Raw genomic sequence first — 18,401 nt, 5'->3', positions numbered from 1 at the left:
ACCACATATCCAGATGGAGTTGTTGCACAGAGCTCCCTCCTCGCGTACCCGGGCGAGGAGGGTTTTTTGTGTTTTAACGGGCGGATGTACCTTTCATTACGCTTTTTTCATGCATCCACTACCTATGTAATCACATTAGGGCAAAGGAGGAGTCACCTCATGGAAGGTACATTCGGAGGATACACGCGATGGGCGGTCGTTTTTCTGATCATCTTTGTGCTCTTCTTCCTGCTCATCCCAGGCTATACGCAGCAATGCACAACGGTTCCCGTGTATTGATGCACGATGGTGTTATAAAGCAGACATCAAGACTGGGGAGTTGAAAAACGTGGGCACATTCGGTGGATATACGCGTTGGGCCGTTGTTTTCTTGATCATCTTCGTTTTATTTTTCTTGCTTGTTCCAGGAATCGGAACGGCTAACGCCTGCTGAAATTCTTTGTATTAAAGAGGTCAGGGATCCGCACATGTGGCGGGCCCTGTTTTTTTCATCAGACAGTCATGACAGAGACAGTGATGTCAGCGCTAAAAATCGCCCAATGGGCTCTCCCGCCTTGACAACGTCTCCTTGCACAACCGTCTCTTCAAACTGATCTTTTTCAAAAACGAGGACCACCGTGCTCCCGAGCGAGAAGTAGCCGATTTCTTGACCGCGCTCAATCTCGTGTGCCCCACAAAAAAGTGTGTGCGTCTTCGCGCGATGTTTTCGCGGGTATTCAGGAGCGATAAACGGCTCTGTCAAGCGAATCGAACCCACGCCAAACGCCCCCACACTCACCAGATAATAGGTAAAGTCGGCAAATTGGCACGTGGTGACCGTTCTCTCATTTCGTAAAAAGAGCTTGCGCACTGAATTTACCCCGAAACGGTTGACAGGATACAGGGTTCCTGCCGTATGTGTGATGGCGAGGATTTTCCCGGGAAGTGGCGCGTGAATGCGGTGGTAGTCACGCGGACTCAAATAGAGAGTGAGATAAACCCCGCCCTCGATGCGATCCGCAGGCATTCCTGTAAGCTCAGACACGGAATACCACTTTCCTTTAACCTGTATCGCTTGATCGTTTACAATTTTACCGCACGATGCGACACGTGCGTCAACCGGACTGAGCACTGTGCTTTCATCACCGCAAAACGAGCGCGCGCCAAGCGCCAGTCTGCGCGAAAAAAAATCGGATAGATTCGTATAGTCAGACGGGTCAGCTTCAATCTCTGACACGTTTATGCGATAAAAACGAATAAAGTAAGGAATGAGGCGGCGACTCGCCGAAACGCTCATGAGGCGCCCAAGGAGCGCTGACAGCGTTCGCTTAGGCAGGGCCAGAAGGAACGCTAACAAAAAGGCTCTGCGCACCGTATCAAATCGCCTCCTCACACGGATTCACTTGCCATTGATGACAGTCTATGAGTGGGTGCGTAAAAGGGGGCAGAACGCTCACTACTATAGCATAAAAAAAAGAGAGGCTTGAAGCGCCTCTCATGATTTCTTTGATCAGTTCAAAAGAGATTGTGAATCATCAATCCTAAAACGGTTTCCCTGCAAGCTGCTGCTCTGCGAGCGCGACGAGTTTGCGTGTCATATGACCGCCAATTGCGCCCGTATCGCGTGTCAGCATTGTGCCCCAATAACCATCGGCGGGCGTTTGAATGCCCAATTCTTGCGCAACTTCATATTTGAATTGCTCCATTGCGCGATTCACACCTTTTGCGACATACGAGTTTGAATGTTGTCCTGCTGCCATTTCCATCGCCTCCTACGCGTAGGATATCCCCCTTCATCCATTTCATACATGCCATGCTGTTTCTCACTCCATTTTCGATTCCAACTCGCGCAGCACAGACTCACGAAGCAACTGATAACTTGGGAGCAACCAAAACGAGCGGTCGCCAAGCGCCGATTCGGCGGTGTCGCGCGCAACTTCCATAATGCGCAAATCAGTCAACGGATCGCCAATTGCAAAAGAAGGCAGCCCTGATTGCCTTGCGCCAAGCAATTCTCCTGGACCGCGCAGTGTCAGATCGCGCTCCGCCAGTTCAAATCCATCCTGCGAGGAAAGAAGTGCTTCAATTCGCGCTTTCGCCGTATTTCCGGCAGGATCTGCTACGAGTATACAGTAGGATGGGTAGGTGGAGCGGCCGACGCGACCGCGCAATTGATGGAGTGTGGCCAGACCAAAGCGCTCAGCGCCGTATACAATCATGACTGTCGCGTTCAAAACGCTGACCCCTACTTCAATCATGGATGTCGCGACGAGAACCTGGGTGCGTCCAGCCACAAATTCTCGCATGGCATGTTGCCGCTCCTTGTCATTCATCTGGCCGTGAACGAGCGCGACTCGCGCAACGCCAAGCTCTGCGACCATCTCCTCGTAAAGTTTCTCGGCGCTCTTGATCTCTTCATCTACGTCATCAGGACGAATGCGTGGCGCCACGACATACGCCTGATGGCCTTTCGCCAATTCGATTCGAAGAAGTCGAAAAACAGAGGTCTGGTCGCTTGTTGTGACATGCTGGGTCTTGATCGGCAAGCGGTCCTTGGGACGCTCGCGCAGTGTCGTGACCGCCAGATCACCGTAGAGCGTGAGGGCCAGGCTGCGCGGTATGGGGGTTGCCGACAAATGAAGAACACTCGTTCCATTTCCCTTCTCGCGAAGTGCGCGGCGAATTCCAACGCCAAAACGATGTTGTTCATCGATTACGGCAAGGCGCAGATGACGATAGGAGAGAGCGGGAGAAGCGAGGGTGTGCGTGCCGATGATCAAATCCTCCGTGCATTCGCCGCGCTTCGATGGATTCCCGCTGACAGTCGACTCGGACGTCTCTGATGTCTTTAGCGCAACGGTAACGCCAAGGGGATGAAGCATCCGCACCGCGTCGCGATAGTGCTGCTCTGCGAGAATGGCAGTCGGCGCCATCAGGGCCGTTTGACAACCTGCGCGTGCAAGACCTGCCGCAAGCGCAAAGGCGACCGCCGTTTTTCCTGACCCGACATCGCCTTGCAACAATCGACGCATCGGGCTTGTGCCAATGAGTTCTTGTGATAACTCTTCAATCGCACAGCGTTGTCCGTCTGTCAACTGAAACGGCAGGGCGCGAACAAAAGACTCACTACCTTCATAGAAACGATCCGCGTCAAGTGAAGTGGTGCGTTCGCTTGCGATCTCATCGCGCAAAAGCTGCAAGTGGAGCTGATAGCGAAAAAACTCTTCGAAAATGAGGCGCCGCCGAGCCTGATGAACATCCGAAAACGTATCCGGAAAATGAATCATGCGTAGTGCCTCAGCATAAGAAGGCAGCCGAAAATGCGTGATGATCTCTCCCGGGAGAACATCGCGCAGTTGCTCCCAAACACAGCGAAGCGCCGCGCTCATGATCTGTCTTAGTGTCGTGACAGAGATGGAAGACGACACCGCATAGACAGGTGTGATGGAGCGCAAGGCATTGTGTTTAGATGGGCGTTCATGACGTGTAACCGTGATGGTTTTGCGCGCTGGATCGTAGCGTCCGTGCAAACGAAGTGTCATCCCGACGGAAAATTGACTGCGTAGATACGTTTGATTAAAAAAGAGGGCGTGCATGGGCGTTTGGTGAATGACAACGGGTAGAGAAAGCAGCGATTTCCCGCGGGCGAAGCGCACGCGTGCCTCCCCCGACACGGTCGCCACAGCAATCACGGTGCCGGCCTCTGCCGTAAAATCATGTTCTTTTGTATCCTCGTCATAGCGCAAAGGATAATAGTGAAGAAGATCAGCCACACAATGGATGCCGAGATGGTGAAGTGCCGCGCGGCGCGCCGGACCCACCCCGGGAATCATCGTTAAGGGGTGTGACTGCCAAGATGATCCATTCACACGACATCCCTCACTCTGCCGCGATGAGATAATCGTAAATCGGCTGCCCGCCGCGATGAACTTCAAATGTCACCTCTGGATACGCCTGCAAGAGTATCTCAGCCTCGCCAAACGCCTCCTCGCGCAGCGATTCGTCCGCGTAAAAAACTGTGCAAATTTCGACGCCCTCCTCGCACAAATTCGTCAGCACTTCTCGATAGAGCGAACTGCGCGAAGGATTGGACCCTGCAATTTCACCTTCATACAACGCCAGATAATCGCCTTCCCCAATCGCGTGCCCATTATAACTCGCATCGCGAACAGATGCGGTGATCGCGGCAAAACGCACGCGCAAAGCCGCCTCTGTCATGCGTTCTATGTTTTCAAAAAGCGGTCTCTCTGGGTCAAAGGCGAGCGCCGCTCCCAATCCACTGCCCATATTTAGCGCAGGTACGACATGCATCCTCCCGGACATGACTGCACACGCTTGTTCTGCCGCCATCAGCACATTTTTGTGATTCGGCAAAAGAATGATCTGATCGGCTGAAATACGCTCGATGGTCGTCAGCAATTCTTCAGTCGACGGGTTCATCGTAAAACCGCCCTTTATGATCGCCTGAATCCCGATCCCGCGGTAGATCTCTTCAATACCATCACCTGATACGACTGCGGCAAGCGCAAGCTTCGCGCGATGCGGCGAACCTGCACCTTCTTGCGCGATGGACACGCTCATCTGAGCACCAGCGCGCTTTGCGTGCTGGTCTGTCATGTTGTCAATTTTGATCCCGTTAAGCGAACCAAACGAAAGACCAACCTCAAGCGCAGCGCCTGGGTGAAGCGTGTGAACGTGCACCTTAACCCACTCGTCCGTCTGCACGACAAGCAAAGAATCCCCCAACTGCAAAAGGGCATCTCGCAAAGGCTCTTCCACATTCTGTGCCGCATCGCTGCGTCGGATGAGAAATTCTGTACAGTATCCGAATTCCCCTTCTCCATGCGCCGATTCTTCAATGGCGGGCAGTTGCAACGCCTCTGAACGTCGGACAATCGCCGGACGAAATCCAAGATCATCCCACGAGCGATCCAGTAACGGTTCGCTCATAAGCGCCTGCAAGAAACCTTTGTAGATGTAGAGGAGACCCTGCCCGCCAGAATCGACTACCCCTGCCTGACGCAAAATTGGCAGCAGATCCGGAGTGTGAAGAAGCGCCTGCTCCCCGCGATTTACAGCCGCCTCCATGACGTGAACCAGCGTCGCATCTTTTTTTCGGCTCGCCACATCCGCTCCTAGCGCCGATTCGCGCGCAACCGTAAGAATGGTCCCCTCCACAGGCCGCGACACCGCTTTGTACGCAATCTGTACACCTTGCGTCAGCGCCTGCGCGAGTTGCCGCGCATCACTTCGGTCGCGCCCCAAAAACACAGACTGAAACCCGCGAAACAGCTGGGATAAAATGACGCCGGAATTTCCGCGCGCACCCATGAGAAGCCCCGATGAGAGCGCTTGCGCGAGTTTTGGCAGATCATCTTTATCACTGCACTGAAGTACGTGTTCAAGCCCCGTGTGCAGGGTGAGAAACATGTTTGTTCCTGTATCCCCGTCTGGAACGGGAAAAACATTCAACGCGTTGACTTCATCTTTTCTTTTTTCCAGTTCATCGTGCCCTGCCTTCAAAAGATGAAGAAAGAGCGCGCCGTCCACATAGTCCTGTTGCAGCACTCACGAGCCTCCTTATCGATCTCCGAGCACTTTGACGCCTTGGACGCTGATGTTGATGCGTTCCGTTTCAATGCCAAAGATTTCCCGCAGGGTATAGCTGACTTTTTCACGCAGATTGGCGGCCACTTCGGGAATTCTGGTTCCATAACTCACGACAATGGACAAATCGACCGTAAGACCTTCCCCTGTCGAGCGAACATCCACGCCCCGCCCAGGATTCTCGCGGTTGAGAAGCGTCGAGATCCCATCCCGCATCGCCCTGCGTGGGGCCATTCCCGCCAGACCATAGCAGTCAAGCGCCGCCATTCCCGCCGCTGTCGCAATCACATCATCCGCAATCGTAATCTTGCCGAACTCCGACGTTATCGTAGTCGCCATCGTATCCCTCCGCTCACAAGCTTTTCCACAGTGTACAACACCCTATACCATTTGCAAAGATCGCGCAAAAACACTGCCGCGCACAACGTGCCAAAGATTGCACACTGGAGCTGTTTATGCTATTCTTTCTTAGTTAGTGAACACTTTGATCATGAAAAGAAAAGGAGGTGTTGGGGTATGGCCAAAAGGTGCGAAGTTTGTGGCAAAGGCCCACAGGTGGGTAACGCAGTAAGCCACTCCCACATTCTCACAAAACGACGCTGGCTACCGAACCTCCAGTCCGTGCGTGTAAATACGAACGGTACCGTTCGTCGCATGCGCGTCTGCACACGCTGTCTTAAAGGCGGTAAGATTCAGCGCGCGCTCTGATGCATATCGTGCGTTATATAAAGAAAAAGCACCGCGCGGGGTGCTTTTTTTGTTATCGTTTGACGCCAAGCAATGCCTTGACGATCCCTCCGAGAAAACGCGGCAGTTTAATCGTATAAAACCGCATGTTCTCCCCCCTTTTATTCATGGTAGTTGAGACACAACCATTCTATGCAGTGTCACTATAAGCCGCAGGCGCGACTAGTTGATGCATTTCTTATGATATGCCTTTGCACCACAGCGCGTGACATCCGTAAAGTAACTCGGGATTATGTTAAAAACCGCGCAAATCCGTGACAGCTGCATGAAAACTGGGAGCTCGAAAGATTGCCGAACCAGCGACAAGCACCGACGCGCCAGCCGCAACACACGCTTTCGCAGTCTCTCCCGTTATTCCGCCATCAACCTCAATGCGCACATCAGTTCGTCCGATCTTTTCTAACCACTTTTGTACATTCTCAATCTTACGCAGGACTTGTGGTAAAAATGTCTGTCCGCCAAAACCGGGATTCACCGTCATGAGCAGCACGAGATCAATCACATCCCCCACATACTCGATACTCGACTCATGCGTTCCCGGATTGAGCGCAACACCCGCTTTTGCCCCGAGTTGCCGAATTTGCGTCAGCGTCCGCTCAAGATGCCGACACGCCTCCGCGTGCACTGTAAGGATGTCAGCGCCAGCCTCGCGGTATTGAGCGACTTCCCGTTCGGGGTTTTCAATCATAAGATGAACATCAAACGGAAGTGCAGTACACGACCGAATGGCTGAAATCACCGGTGGACCAAACGTCAGATTGGGAACGAAATGTCCATCCATCACATCGATGTGAATCCAATCCGCCTGTGCCTCTTCCAGACGCATGATATCGCGCCCTAGATTTGCAAAATCTGCGGACAGAATGGATGGTGCAACAAGGGTCGACACTCCTAATACCTCCTGTTTTTTGCATCCTTCACTTCATGCAGGACTTGCCGATAACTCGTGTAGCGAGTCGCTGCCAAGCGCCCCTCATCGCGTGCGCGGCGCACCGCGCAGCCGTCTTCAGTTTCATGGAGGCAGCCGCGAAACACACATTGATCCGCCTCAGCCTTAATGTCCCTGAACAGGTACTGGATTTGTTCTGGCTCAAGCGCCTCAAACGAATATTGAGAAAAACCCGGAGAATCCGCGATAAAGCCGTCCTCCGTCTGATAGAGCTCTACAAACGTCGTCGTGTGTTTTCCCCGCAGTCCCTTCTCGCTGATCGATCCGACCGCCACATCAGCGCCAGGCACTGCAAACCGCAGGATCGTCGATTTGCCAACGCCTGAAAGCCCAGCGAGGACTGTCGTCTTGTTCTTGAGACGGGCGGCCAACGTGTCATTGCCAATTCCCGCGCGCAGCGATAGCGCGATCAACTCATACTGCATCGCTCGATAGATCGGCTCAATTCGCTGAAACACTTCGATCGCGCCTGGGAGTTCTGCCTTCGTCAAAACCAAAAGTAGCGGAAGATTTTGTTCTTCGACCATCGCGATCATCTTATCAAGTTGATAAAGAGAGAGTTCCGGTTCGAGGAGCGAAAGCACCACGAAAACCTGGTCGACGTTTGCGATGGATGGCCTCTCAAGCTTGTTGACGCGGGGTGCGATCTCAACAATCACACCTTCTTGTGTGCCCTGCGCCTCGACATCCACCTGATCACCAACAAGTGGTTTGATGCCCCGCTTTTTAAAAATCCCCCGCGCGCGACATTGTAGCGTGGTGCCGGCGTCTGTTTGAACATAGTAGAATCCGGATACCGCACGAACAATTTTTCCCCTCATCCGAATTCGCACACCCACTCTCTTTTCAGACAACAAAACCTGCGCTTAGCCGGATGTCCCAGTCCCAGTCCCAGTCCCAGTCCCCGAATTGGCCGAGACTGACTGACTCGAAACCAGTTGACCGTTCTCATAGACATCCACTTCTGCCGGTTGGCTCGGCGTCGTCACAACATGTACTTGATAGGTTGATGACGGAGAATTTTGTGAGGCCGTCACCGCAGTGCTCGTGCCTGTCGCATCAATCACCACAATTTTCACATCAACAGGCAGTGGCGTTCCCGGCGTCAGTGTGACCGTTACCGGATACGTTGACGAGGATGTCCCCGAGGCGCGCCCGAACTTACCACCAGCGCGACTGTTGATCCCGCAGAAGCCTGCTGGCCCGGCGCCGGCGTCTGACTGATCACTTCATTTTGAGGAACAGAAAACGAGCTGGTCGTCGTTACTTGCCCCAGTGTGAACCCGTCCGCTTTAAGCGCAGCCGTGGCGGCGCTAAGCGACTTGTTTACCACATCAGGCACCGCCGCAGACTGGGTTCCCGCGCTGACGACAAGCGTCACCTGTGTCGTGTTCGCATTCATCGCCGTTCCCGATGCCGGGGTCGTTGAAATGACCTGATTAATCGGCACGCTGGCGCTTGACTGTTCAAGCACGGTGATGTGCCCCGCAGGAACGCCGAGATCGACCAGTTGGCTTTGAGCGATGCTTTGAAGCAAGCCGCTCAGTGAGGGCATCGTGATTTGCGCACTGCCCTCTTTAATCACGAGATGAATGTCTGAATTCGCCGGGATGTTGCCAGGCGCAGGACTCTGGCTTTCCACCTGTCCGATTTTTACGGTCGAAGTAGAATTTGTATCAAAGCTTTCCAGGATCTTCGTTGCCTGAAACCCCTTATTCAAAAGCGTGGTTCGCGCTTCCGTATACGAAAGGCCGACAACGCGCGGAAGAGCGATCGTATTCACACGCAGGACGCTCGAAAAAAGCCAAAGTGCAAGAAGCACGGCAACCAAGGTGAGACCGCCAAAGAGAATCAGCCAAAGGAGGACCATCAATGCCTTTTTCCACCAAGGTTTCTTCTCATCCACCTCTTCAGAAGACGGAGTGCTCTCAATCGCTTTGAAAGGAAGCGCGGTGTCGCCCATCTCCATCACATGCTCCCTCGAGGCGGCGGCCACAGATACAAACTTTGGCACATCCGGCAAGAGAAGCCCGCGCTCCAGGTCATCCGCCATCTGGCGCACTGAAGGATACCGCTGTTCTGGATCTTTCATCAACGCCTTTAGCACGATGTTCTCAATACTCTGCGGGATGCGCGGAGAAAGATGGCGCGGTTCAACAAAATTCTCTTGGAGGTGCTTCAGCGCAACGCTGATTGGCGTTTCACCTGAAAACGGCAATTGACCCGTGAGCATTTCATACAGCACAATTCCGAGTGAATAGACGTCCGATTTTACATCAGCTGTTGCCCCGCGCGCCTGTTCGGGTGAAAAATAGTGAACAGACCCGAGGACAGACGAACTGTAATGCGTAATCGTATTTGTTGAAATGGCGCGGGCAATGCCAAAATCCGTCACCTTGACGCGCCCTGTCGTGCTGATGAGAATATTATGTGGTTTAACATCTCTATGAACGATATGATGTTCATGCGCATGTGCCAGAGCATCACAGATTTGTCGCGCGATCCCAACCGCCTCATCGACTGGAAGCGGCGCTCGCTCCTCAATCAACTGCTTGAGCGTTTTGCCCTCGACGTATTCCATGACGATGTAGTGCGAGTCCAAATCCTGACCGACATCGTAAATATTAACAATGTTCGGATGGGAAAGGCTGGCGGCAGCCTGCGCTTCGCGCTTAAAGCGCCTCACAAACTCCGCGTCACCGACAAACTCTGGACGAAGCGTCTTGACAGAGACCGGCCTGTGCAGCAAAACATCAAGACCCCGATAGACAATCGCCATGCCTCCGCCGCCAATGCGTTCGATGATCTGATAGCGGTCACCCAAAATCTTGCCAATCATGAACGGCTATCCCTCCACACCGGCTCACCGTCATGCAAAAGGGCGATTACCGTAATGTTGTCAGGCGCGCCTCGCGAGAGCGAAATCTCAACGAGATCGTCAACCTGTTTATGAAGCGGGACATCCGTATGAAAACATGCCTCGATCTCCCGGTCCAACATGCACGTCGTCAAGCCGTCGCTGCACATGAGCAGCAAATCTCCTTCATGCCACTGCGTCGAGGCACACTCCGCTTCAACCGTTGGCAGCGTCCCGAGTGCGCGCGTCAGCAAGTGCCTCTGAGGATGGGAAAAAGCCTCCTCTGCCGTCACCTGACCCCGTCTGACAAGTTCATGAACCAAAGAGTGATCCTCTGTCAAACGGCGCAACCCATACGTTTTTGAAAACATGTAGATCCGACTGTCACCCACATGCGCATAATGTACTGTCTCTGGCGTGGCATAAGTCGCCACCACCGTCGTCCCCATTCCCGCATATTCGATCACCTCGCGCGACTTTTCATAAATTGCGTCATTCGCACGCTTAATCGTCCATTGCAATTGAGACGCTGGATCTGTAAACACTTCTGGTCTGGATAAGTATTCCCACATCATGTCAATAGCAAGCGCGCTTGCAACCTCTCCTGCCCGCTGCCCCCCCATGCCGTCTGCAACAAGCGCGATACACTCCCGCTCTTCTCGCATGCGAATCAGGTACCCGTCCTGATTGCTTTTGCGCACGAGGCCTACGTGCGTTCTTGCGGCAAACTGCACGGCGTTCACTCCCCGAAAAAATTCAGCAATGCATCCCATCTCGTGAAATCCGCATTCGCAACCTGCTCTGCAAGGACTCTTTCACACACATTTCGCGTGGCAACATCAGTCTCACGGAGACGCGAGTGCAGCGTTTTCACTGGCGTGTTCTGCCCGCAATTGACCGCACGCCGCGGCAATATCCGATCCCATTTCCCGACGCACCGTCGCGTTGACGGAGAGACGCTCCAGTTCCTTTACAAACGCACGAATCTGTGCCTGCTCTGTCCGCTTTAAGTCTCGCTCTGGAACGTAATTGACTGGAATCAGATTAACGTGGCACGGAAGCGTCGAGACGACTTCCGCCAACCGCCGCGCATGCGCAAGCGTATCATTCACATTTGCAATCAGCGCATACTCAAATGAGATTCTGCGGCCAGTCTCTCTGTAATAATAGTGACATGCTTCCATCAATTTGGCAATGTTGTACGCGCGATTGATCGGCATCATCGAAGATCTCGTCGCGTCATCTGCCGCATGAAGAGAGACGGCGAGTGTAATCCCACGATGTTCATCGGCGAGCCGATAGATCGCCGGCACCAAGCCGACGGTCGAGATCGTGATATGGCGTTGCCCGATCATCAAGCCTTTTGCGTCTGTCACAATATCGACAAAGCGAAGCGCCGCGTCATAGTTTTCAAGTGGCTCCCCAGACCCCATCATGACGATGCTCTTGACGCGCTCGCCCTCATGATCGAGCAAGCGCTGACACCAGATCAATTGCTCGACAATCTCACCCGCGCGCAAATGACGAATCAATCCGCCAAGCGTGGAGGCGCAAAACGTACATCCCATTTTGCAGCCAACCTGTGAGGAGACACACACGCTGACACCATAGTCGTGACGCATGATCACCGTCTCAATGGTCGCTCCGTCGGAGAGCGCAAACAAAAACTTGGTCGTTCCGTCTTTTTTTGAGATTTGGCGTGTAACTTCGCGCAGCGACGTGAGTAGAAACGTCTCTGCGAGTCGATCCCGAAGCGTCTTTGGCAAATCAGTCATTTCTGCAAACGACGTGACGCGACGCTGGTAGATCCATTGAAACACTTGCGTTGCACGATACGCTGGCTGCCCAACTTCAAGCAACCACTGTTCAATCTGTTGACGAGTCAAATCAAGAATGAGTGGCTTCACGCATTTTCCCTCCTGTCCATTCATCACGCACGCATCAAATCTTTTTGCGGAATCTCGCCACAAAAAAACCGTCCCCGCGATCCCGATGAGGCAGCATGCGCACCCCGCCTGCAGGCGTACGCTGTGAAAACGTCAACTCGTCATCCGCAATCCAGTCAAGCTCAAGGTCTGCGCGCTTTGCAAGAATTTTTTCAACCTGCGCATCCCCTTCCGCGCGTGTCAATGTGCACACGGAATAAACGAGGGTCCCACCAGGCCTCAGAAGATCGGCTGCGTGGTTTAACATCTTTGTCTGCAATGCCGCGAGATCATCCAGATCTTTCTTTTCAACAGTCCATTTGATATCTGGTTTGCGCGCAATGGACCCCAATCCAGAACAAGGGGCATCAAGCAAAACCGCGTCACAAACTTTTTCAAACGTAAGAAAGTCTGCGTGAACCACCTGGACCGAATGCATGCCGAGACGCTCTTTTTGTTCTTGAATCATTTTTGCGCGATGCGCATGAACCTCGACAGCAAAAATCTCAGCTTGATCATCACTCAGTACTGCCAAATGTAGCGTTTTACCGCCCGGCGCGGCACACGCATCCACAATCGTCATTCCCGCGCGGGGTCGAAGCAGCGGCGCAATTTTCATGGAGGACAAGCCTGATAGGACGCGTCTCCCCGTGCGATCACCGCCTGAATCGCGTCGCGAACACCTTCTTCAACAAGGATCGCATCAGGTACGCCTTGCACCTCGGACACCTTGCACATAGCATCGCGCAGGCCGTTTAGAACTTGGTCGCGCGATCCATTTCTTGCGTTCACGCGCAGCGTGAGTTGTTGTCTCTCGTTCATTGCGGCAAGCGCCGCGCGCCCCGTTTCGTCTCCAAGCGATACGAGAATTTCGCGAACCATCCAGTCCTGATAGGAGAGCCGAAGACCGAGCGAGTCACGCGGCGCATGCGAGACTTCTTCAGGAGATAGCGGAAGCGGAAGATCTTTTGCGTTTTGAATCGCGCGAAGCACGGCATTCACCATCTTATGCGCGTGAAACGTGTGGATCCTAACCAATTCAACCGCTTCTGATATCGCCGCATAATCTGGAATGCGATCCATCATCCGCAACTGATAAACCCCCATGCGCAGTGCGCATAAAACGGGAATATCCATTTTTTCTATGCGAACGCGCGAGAAAGGGCGGATCATCTCATCAAGCAGGCGTTGCCACTTCACAACACCACGCACCAATTCTGATGTAAGCGCCGCATCCTGCGCGCGATAGTCCTTTTTATTCCACTGTTCCAAAAGAGCGAGATGGGTATACGTGCCATGCCCAAAGATTGCGCGCAACGCCTCAAACGCCGCAAGACGTGCAGGAGAAATCGAGCGTTTGCCGCTTTCCCCGCGCGCCGTATGGCTCGTTTTTTTAAAATCGCGCGAATCCTTCATTTCGCGATCACTTTGAACTGCGTTCCGAGAAGATTTCTCTGACCCTGTTGAAATTCGCGTCCTGATTGAATGACTTTCCCTTCAAGTTGCAAAGATTCCGCGATGATCGTCCCATTTTTGCACGCAATGCGCGGACCCTTCTCTGTAAGCTCGATCACCGTTCCGGGTTGTTCCGTTCCGTCGACTCTTGATTCGACCGTAGCATACCAGATTTTTAGCACTTTATCACCCATTTGTGTATACGCGCCCGGACGCGGCGCGAGCGCGCGAATCTGCTGGGCGACACGCTGTGCGTTTTGTGTAAAGTCAAGTTGTTCGTCAGCGCGCGTTAGCACGGGGGAAAACGTTGCGAGCGTGTCGTCCTGCGGACGCGCGACGATCGACTTGTCAAGGATCAGAGGCAAGAGGTCAACCAGAAGTTCAGCACCTTTTTCTGCAAGGAGATCCTGAAGCTCACCATATGTCATCTGCTGATCGATCGGGATGTATACCTTTCCCCACATGCCGCCCGCATCCATCGCTTTTACCATGTTCATCACAGTGACCCCAGTGACACTGTCTCCTTCAAGAATCGCACGCTGAATTGGCGCCCCCCCTCGGCGCTTTGGCAACAGTGACGCATGTACATTGAGTGCTCCATGGATTGGCAGTGAGAGGAGTGCTTCCGGCAAGATTTGGCCATACGCAGCCGTAATCAAAAGGGTCGGCTCAACGCGGCGGATCGCAACATGCGATTCTTGATCGCGGATGCGCGCTGGCTGAAGCACAGGGATGCCATAGGACTCAGCCGCAATCTTAACAGGCGGCGGCGTAAGTACGCGTTTGCGCCCAGTTGGTCGATCCGGCTGAGTGACCGCCGCAACGATGTTGTGCCCCTTTTCAATCAAGGCACGGAGGATGGTGACAGAAAAACTCGTCGTTCCCATAAAGACAATGCGCGGTTCGTCCAAACAGATCCCCCCATTTCAAGTGTGCGTCGCGCTGCGCATTTTTCGTCGCGCGCCATGGTTCATGATCGTACGCGCCATGAACAAGATCCATCTTTTTTGGCACTTCTCTAAAGTGTCATCCACGAATTGATATCAACGTGTAAAGAGACATCGCTGCCACAGGCGGCGACAGCCTGATCAAACGCTTTGCGCAGCTTCGTCGAGACAGCGCGAAACGAATGGTACTTGACGACGACCTGATAACGGTACGCCCCGCGGATGCGTAAAACGACAGCGGGGACAGCGGGCAAAAGCGAAACACGCTCGCAACCATTTAATGAAGCCTCAAGCAAACGATAAAGTTGCCGGGCGCCTTCACGCGCCTTGTGTTCTTCTTCATGCGTCACAATGAACTGTGCAATTTCAGTAAACGGCGGATAATCAAGACGTCGTCGCAGCGGCAGCTCTGTGCGGTAAAATTGTTCGTAATCCTGGGCCGCCGCCGCCTGAATCGCGTAGTGATCTGGCGCAAACGTCTGGATTACCACACGTCCTTCGCGTCCGTGACGACCAGCGCGCCCCGCCACTTGAACAAGCAATTGAAAGGTGCGCTCTGCCGAGCGAAAATCCGGCACATGTAGCGCCGCATCCGCCGCAACGACACCCACGAGTGACACCCTGGAAAAGTCGTGCCCTTTGGCAATCATTTGTGTGCCAAGAAGCACATCCGCCTCTCCTTTGGCAAAATCGGACAGAATCTGTTCGTGCGCGCCAACGCCTGCAGTGGTATCTACATCCATGCGAAGCACCCGAACGTTTGGAAAAAAAGAGAGCACTTCTTGCTCCAGCCGCTGTGTCCCCGCGCCAAATGTTCGCAAGCGCCCTCCTCCACATGCCGGGCACACAGCCACAAGCGGCGCGCGATAGTTACAGAAGTGGCACAAAAGAGCAGGATCCGGGTCGCGATGTACCGTGAGCGTGACGTCACAGTGCGGACATGTAAGCGACTCTCCGCATTCTCGACACAATAAAAACGAAGAAAACCCGCGGCGATTCAAAAGCAGCACCGCTTGCTCTTGATGGTTGAAAGAGTCCTTCAGCGCATCGCGCAAAGCGCGGCTTAAAAGTCCTTGCTGGTTCATTTTCATCTCTTGGCGCATGTCAACAATGTGCACTTCGGGCAGCGGGCGTCCTGTCGCCCGCTGTTTTAGCAATTGCTTTGTGTAGCGCCCGCTCTCTACGCGATACATCACTTCAAGTGAAGGTGTCGCACTGCCGAGAATCAGCGGCGCATTTGCGTGTTGCGCGCGCCACGCGGCGATTTCGCGCGCAACATAGCGGGGGTCGCGATCCTGCTTATACGTCGACTCGTGTTCCTCATCAATGATCAAGAGCCCCAGTCGATCAAGCGGTGCAAACACCGCGGAGCGTGCGCCAACCACGACATCGGCGACACCTTCGTAGATACTTGCAAACTGATGCCTTCGCTCGCGCTCTGTCATGCGACTGTGAAGAACAGCGACTCGTGACCCAAAACGTCTGCGAAAACGCGCGACAATCTGCGTTGTCAGCGCAATTTCCGGCACCATGACAAGCGCCTGCAACCCTTTTTGCAGCGCCCGTTCAATCGTTTGCAGGTAGACCTCTGTTTTTCCGCTGCCTGTTACCCCTTGGAGCAGCATCGTCTCATGTTTTCGCGCATCCATAAGGGCAACGATCGACTCCACAGCAGCGCGCTGTTCCTCTGTGAGCGAAAGTGGTTCCTCCATGTCATGCCCGCTTTCCTCCAGCGGTTTTGCGGTGACATGAATGAGTCCCTGCGCCTTTAGCGAGCGAATCATTTCGGCAGTCGCTAGTCCTTGTTCAAGCAGATCTGCATAGCGAAGCGGCGCGCGTCTATCCCGCAAAAAACGCAAGAATTCGCGCTTGCGATCACTTCTCACGCGCTCTGTCCGCGCGTCTGGCACTGCGCTCACCCACATCTCTGTGCGCCTGGTTACAGACGATCCGCCCAATTCAAGCATCAAGCAACCCTGCCGAACAAAGCGCATCAAAAGCGCACGAGAAAACCCTTTTTCCAGCAGCGTCGCTTCTGCCAAGCGCGTTTTTTTAGAAAAGGCATCCTTTAATTTTCTGACCCACAGTGCGTCAGCAGCATCCATCTCACTCACAGATACCGCATCGCAAACCAATTGATAGTACCGTTTTCCTGGCGAGCGAATGACCGGCGGCAACACGGTGGAGACGGCTGCCGCCCACGTGCAAAAATAGCGCTTTCTCATGAAGTCGAGCAGCCCGATCAAATCGCGGGTCAAGGGTGGTCGCTCGCCTGACAGTTTTTTTGCAATCGATCGATACGACACAGAATCATCCGCGACTCGATCTTTTAGCGCAAGGACATACCCTTCCACCCGTTGTGCCCCAAATGGGACCTCAACCGCGTCACCTTCAGAGATGTCCATACCTTCTGGCACGAGATAGTCAAAAAGGCGATCGACCGCACGCGCGCGAACCAAAACAGCGACCTCTGCATAACGCATGGCCTACACCTCACGTCCCGTGCGGATCAACTGGAGAAGCAACCCTGCCACCGTCAATTTATCCGCCTGCGCAAGGGGTGTGACACCGCCGTCTGCAGCGTACACGGTCACGCGGTTTGTCCCTGTTCCAAACCCTGCCCCAGGTTCAAGCACATCATTCAAAACGACGAAATCCAGCCGTTTCTCTCTCAGTTTTTTTCTCGCATAAAGCTCATGGTCATGCGTTTCTGCCGCAAATCCGACAAGCGTCGCACGCGGTTTCATGTGATCGCGAAGTTGCGAGAGAATGTCCGGATTTTTAACAAGGGCGAGCGAGAGTGTGTCCTGTGTTTTTTTAAACTTTTTTTCGAGGACGGTTTCCGGTCGATAGTCTGCGACGGCCGCCGTCATGATAACGACATCGGCATCATTTGCGCGATCAATCATAGCCCGCTCCATCTCGCTCGCCGTCGCAACATGGACCACAGAAACGCCAAGCGGTTCGGGCAATGATGTCGGTCCGCTGACAAGCGTCACTTCCGCGCCCATGCGCCACGCCATACGGGCAATCGCATACCCCATCGTGCCCGTCGAGTCGTTGGTGAGATAGCGCACCGGATCGATCCGTTCACGTGTGGGTCCCGCGCTCACCAAAACGCGCAGTCCCTGATACCGCGACTCTGTCGCTGCCCATTCCAAAAACTCCAAAAGATCATCCGGTTCCATCAAGCGGCCTTTGCCGGTATATCCACACGCAAGCGGGCCTGCTCCCGGTTCTGCGATCAAGTACCCGTGCACCCGTAACTTTTGAACATTTTCCTGCAAAATCGCATTTTCCCACATGTGAACATTCATCGCAGGGGCAAAGATGACGGGCGCGCGCGTCGCAAGAAGCATCGCCGTCAGCATGTCATCGCCAAACCCGTGCGCGACACGCGCGAGCACATCAGCCGTCGCCGGCGCGACAATCACCAAATCCGCCTCGTCTGCAAGGGAAATATGCGCGATCCGCGCTGGATCACGCTCGTCAAAGACGTCGATGTGCACCGGTTCATGCGTTAGACTTTGAAAGGTAAGCGGCGCCACAAATTGTGTGGCGCCGCGCGTCATCACCGTGCGCACACGCGCACCGCATTTTGTGAGCGAACTCGCGAGATACGCAGACTTATAAGCCGCGATCCCGCCCGTGACCGCCAATACCACCGTTTTTCCGGAGAGTGACGACGGGTTCACAAGGCTCACTTCAATCCTTCGCGCGTGCGCACATAACTGATCTGTTTGATCTCAATCTCGCGCAGCGCTGTGCTCACATAGCGGCCCGAGCGTATGGACGCGCGAGGTTCCGCACCCTCCTGAAGCGCCCGCGCCCGCTTTGAGGCTGCAATGACCAACGTGTATTTGCTGTCTGCGAGTGTGAGAAGTTTATCGACGGACGGATAGAGAATCATTTTTTTTGCTCCTTTTTCATTTCAT

At 53.9% G+C, this 18,401-nt stretch carries 19 protein-coding genes; 1 reads left to right on the top strand and 18 read right to left on the bottom strand.

Going from position 1 to position 18,401, the window contains the following annotated elements; genetic code table 11:
* Window positions 1-499: 499 nt before the first annotated feature.
* The 5 genes from asd to ATW55_RS10440 form a co-directional block, all read right to left on the bottom strand.
* Complete coding sequence (gene asd, locus ATW55_RS10460) at window positions 500-1,351, bottom strand: archaetidylserine decarboxylase (RefSeq protein WP_067716911.1); 852 nt, start codon at window positions 1,349-1,351, stop codon at window positions 500-502.
* Between the two features lie 169 nt (window positions 1,352-1,520).
* Window positions 1,521-1,739 carry an alpha/beta-type small acid-soluble spore protein gene (locus ATW55_RS10455; protein WP_067716908.1) on the bottom strand — a complete coding sequence of 73 codons (219 nt, stop codon included), beginning with the start codon at window positions 1,737-1,739 and terminating at the stop codon, window positions 1,521-1,523.
* Between the two features lie 63 nt (window positions 1,740-1,802).
* On the bottom strand, window positions 1,803-3,848 hold the full coding sequence (locus tag ATW55_RS10450) for an ATP-dependent DNA helicase RecG (protein WP_067716904.1): 2,046 nt from the start codon (window positions 3,846-3,848) through the stop codon (window positions 1,803-1,805).
* A 10-nt stretch (window positions 3,849-3,858) separates the two neighbouring features.
* Entirely contained in the window at window positions 3,859-5,547 is a 1,689-nt protein-coding gene (locus tag ATW55_RS10445) for a DAK2 domain-containing protein (RefSeq protein ID WP_067716900.1), read from the bottom strand.
* A 12-nt stretch (window positions 5,548-5,559) separates the two neighbouring features.
* Window positions 5,560-5,925 (bottom strand): Asp23/Gls24 family envelope stress response protein, encoded by a 366-nt coding sequence (locus ATW55_RS10440; RefSeq protein ID WP_067716897.1) that lies wholly within the window; start codon window positions 5,923-5,925, stop codon window positions 5,560-5,562.
* Window positions 5,926-6,102: 177 nt separating this feature from the next.
* Between ATW55_RS10440 and rpmB the strand changes: the two genes are divergently transcribed.
* Window positions 6,103-6,294: a 50S ribosomal protein L28 gene (gene rpmB, locus ATW55_RS15825; RefSeq protein WP_082685751.1), complete on the top strand. Its 192-nt coding sequence runs from the start codon at window positions 6,103-6,105 to the stop codon at window positions 6,292-6,294.
* A gap of 52 nt (window positions 6,295-6,346) precedes the next feature.
* On the opposite strand, the gene spoVM is transcribed toward rpmB, so the two are convergent.
* The 13 genes from spoVM to rpoZ all read right to left on the bottom strand — a co-directional run bounded on the left by spoVM (window position 6,347) and on the right by rpoZ (window position 18,376).
* A complete protein-coding gene (gene spoVM / locus ATW55_RS17345) occupies window positions 6,347-6,421 on the bottom strand; it encodes a stage V sporulation protein SpoVM (RefSeq protein ID WP_143216182.1) in 75 nt (24 codons plus the stop codon).
* Between the two features lie 147 nt (window positions 6,422-6,568).
* Complete coding sequence (gene rpe / locus ATW55_RS10435) at window positions 6,569-7,222, bottom strand: ribulose-phosphate 3-epimerase (RefSeq protein ID WP_082685750.1); 654 nt, start codon at window positions 7,220-7,222, stop codon at window positions 6,569-6,571.
* Window positions 7,223-7,224: 2 nt separating this feature from the next.
* Window positions 7,225-8,103: a ribosome small subunit-dependent GTPase A gene (gene rsgA / locus ATW55_RS10430; protein WP_153005123.1), complete on the bottom strand. Its 879-nt coding sequence runs from the start codon at window positions 8,101-8,103 to the stop codon at window positions 7,225-7,227.
* 45 nt (window positions 8,104-8,148) lie between these two features.
* Complete coding sequence (locus ATW55_RS16135) at window positions 8,149-8,349, bottom strand: hypothetical protein (RefSeq protein WP_153005122.1); 201 nt, start codon at window positions 8,347-8,349, stop codon at window positions 8,149-8,151.
* A gap of 50 nt (window positions 8,350-8,399) precedes the next feature.
* The gene (gene pknB / locus ATW55_RS10425; protein ID WP_067716890.1) at window positions 8,400-10,121 is read right to left on the bottom strand and encodes a Stk1 family PASTA domain-containing Ser/Thr kinase; all 1,722 of its coding nucleotides are present in this window, start codon (window positions 10,119-10,121) and stop codon (window positions 8,400-8,402) included.
* A complete protein-coding gene (locus tag ATW55_RS10420) occupies window positions 10,118-10,873 on the bottom strand; it encodes a Stp1/IreP family PP2C-type Ser/Thr phosphatase (protein ID WP_067716885.1) in 756 nt (251 codons plus the stop codon). Before ATW55_RS10420 ends, pknB begins: the two co-directional genes overlap by 4 nt.
* A gap of 111 nt (window positions 10,874-10,984) precedes the next feature.
* Window positions 10,985-12,070 (bottom strand): 23S rRNA (adenine(2503)-C(2))-methyltransferase RlmN, encoded by a 1,086-nt coding sequence (gene rlmN, locus ATW55_RS10415; protein WP_067717012.1) that lies wholly within the window; start codon window positions 12,068-12,070, stop codon window positions 10,985-10,987.
* Between the two features lie 10 nt (window positions 12,071-12,080).
* Window positions 12,081-12,683, bottom strand: coding sequence for an RsmB/NOP family class I SAM-dependent RNA methyltransferase (locus tag ATW55_RS10410; protein ID WP_067716882.1), 603 nt, complete (start codon window positions 12,681-12,683; stop codon window positions 12,081-12,083).
* Window positions 12,680-13,480: a transcription antitermination factor NusB gene (locus ATW55_RS10405; RefSeq protein WP_067716879.1), complete on the bottom strand. Its 801-nt coding sequence runs from the start codon at window positions 13,478-13,480 to the stop codon at window positions 12,680-12,682. Before ATW55_RS10405 ends, ATW55_RS10410 begins: the two co-directional genes overlap by 4 nt.
* Window positions 13,477-14,430, bottom strand: coding sequence for a methionyl-tRNA formyltransferase (gene fmt, locus ATW55_RS10400; protein ID WP_067716875.1), 954 nt, complete (start codon window positions 14,428-14,430; stop codon window positions 13,477-13,479). Before fmt ends, ATW55_RS10405 begins: the two co-directional genes overlap by 4 nt.
* 107 nt (window positions 14,431-14,537) lie before the next feature.
* Window positions 14,538-16,949 carry a primosomal protein N' gene (gene priA / locus ATW55_RS10395; RefSeq protein ID WP_067716871.1) on the bottom strand — a complete coding sequence of 804 codons (2,412 nt, stop codon included), beginning with the start codon at window positions 16,947-16,949 and terminating at the stop codon, window positions 14,538-14,540.
* 3 nt (window positions 16,950-16,952) lie between these two features.
* The gene (gene coaBC, locus ATW55_RS10390; protein WP_235587087.1) at window positions 16,953-18,170 is read right to left on the bottom strand and encodes a bifunctional phosphopantothenoylcysteine decarboxylase/phosphopantothenate--cysteine ligase CoaBC; all 1,218 of its coding nucleotides are present in this window, start codon (window positions 18,168-18,170) and stop codon (window positions 16,953-16,955) included.
* On the bottom strand, window positions 18,167-18,376 hold the full coding sequence (gene rpoZ, locus ATW55_RS10385; RefSeq protein ID WP_423742964.1) for a DNA-directed RNA polymerase subunit omega: 210 nt from the start codon (window positions 18,374-18,376) through the stop codon (window positions 18,167-18,169). Before rpoZ ends, coaBC begins: the two co-directional genes overlap by 4 nt.
* Window positions 18,377-18,401: the final 25 nt, after the last annotated feature.

Origin of the sequence: Ferroacidibacillus organovorans (assembly GCF_001516615.1) — a bacterium.
GTDB lineage: Bacteria > Bacillota > Bacilli > Alicyclobacillales > SLC66 > Ferroacidibacillus > Ferroacidibacillus ferrooxidans_B.
This window is presented reverse-complemented; position numbering and strand designations above follow the sequence as displayed.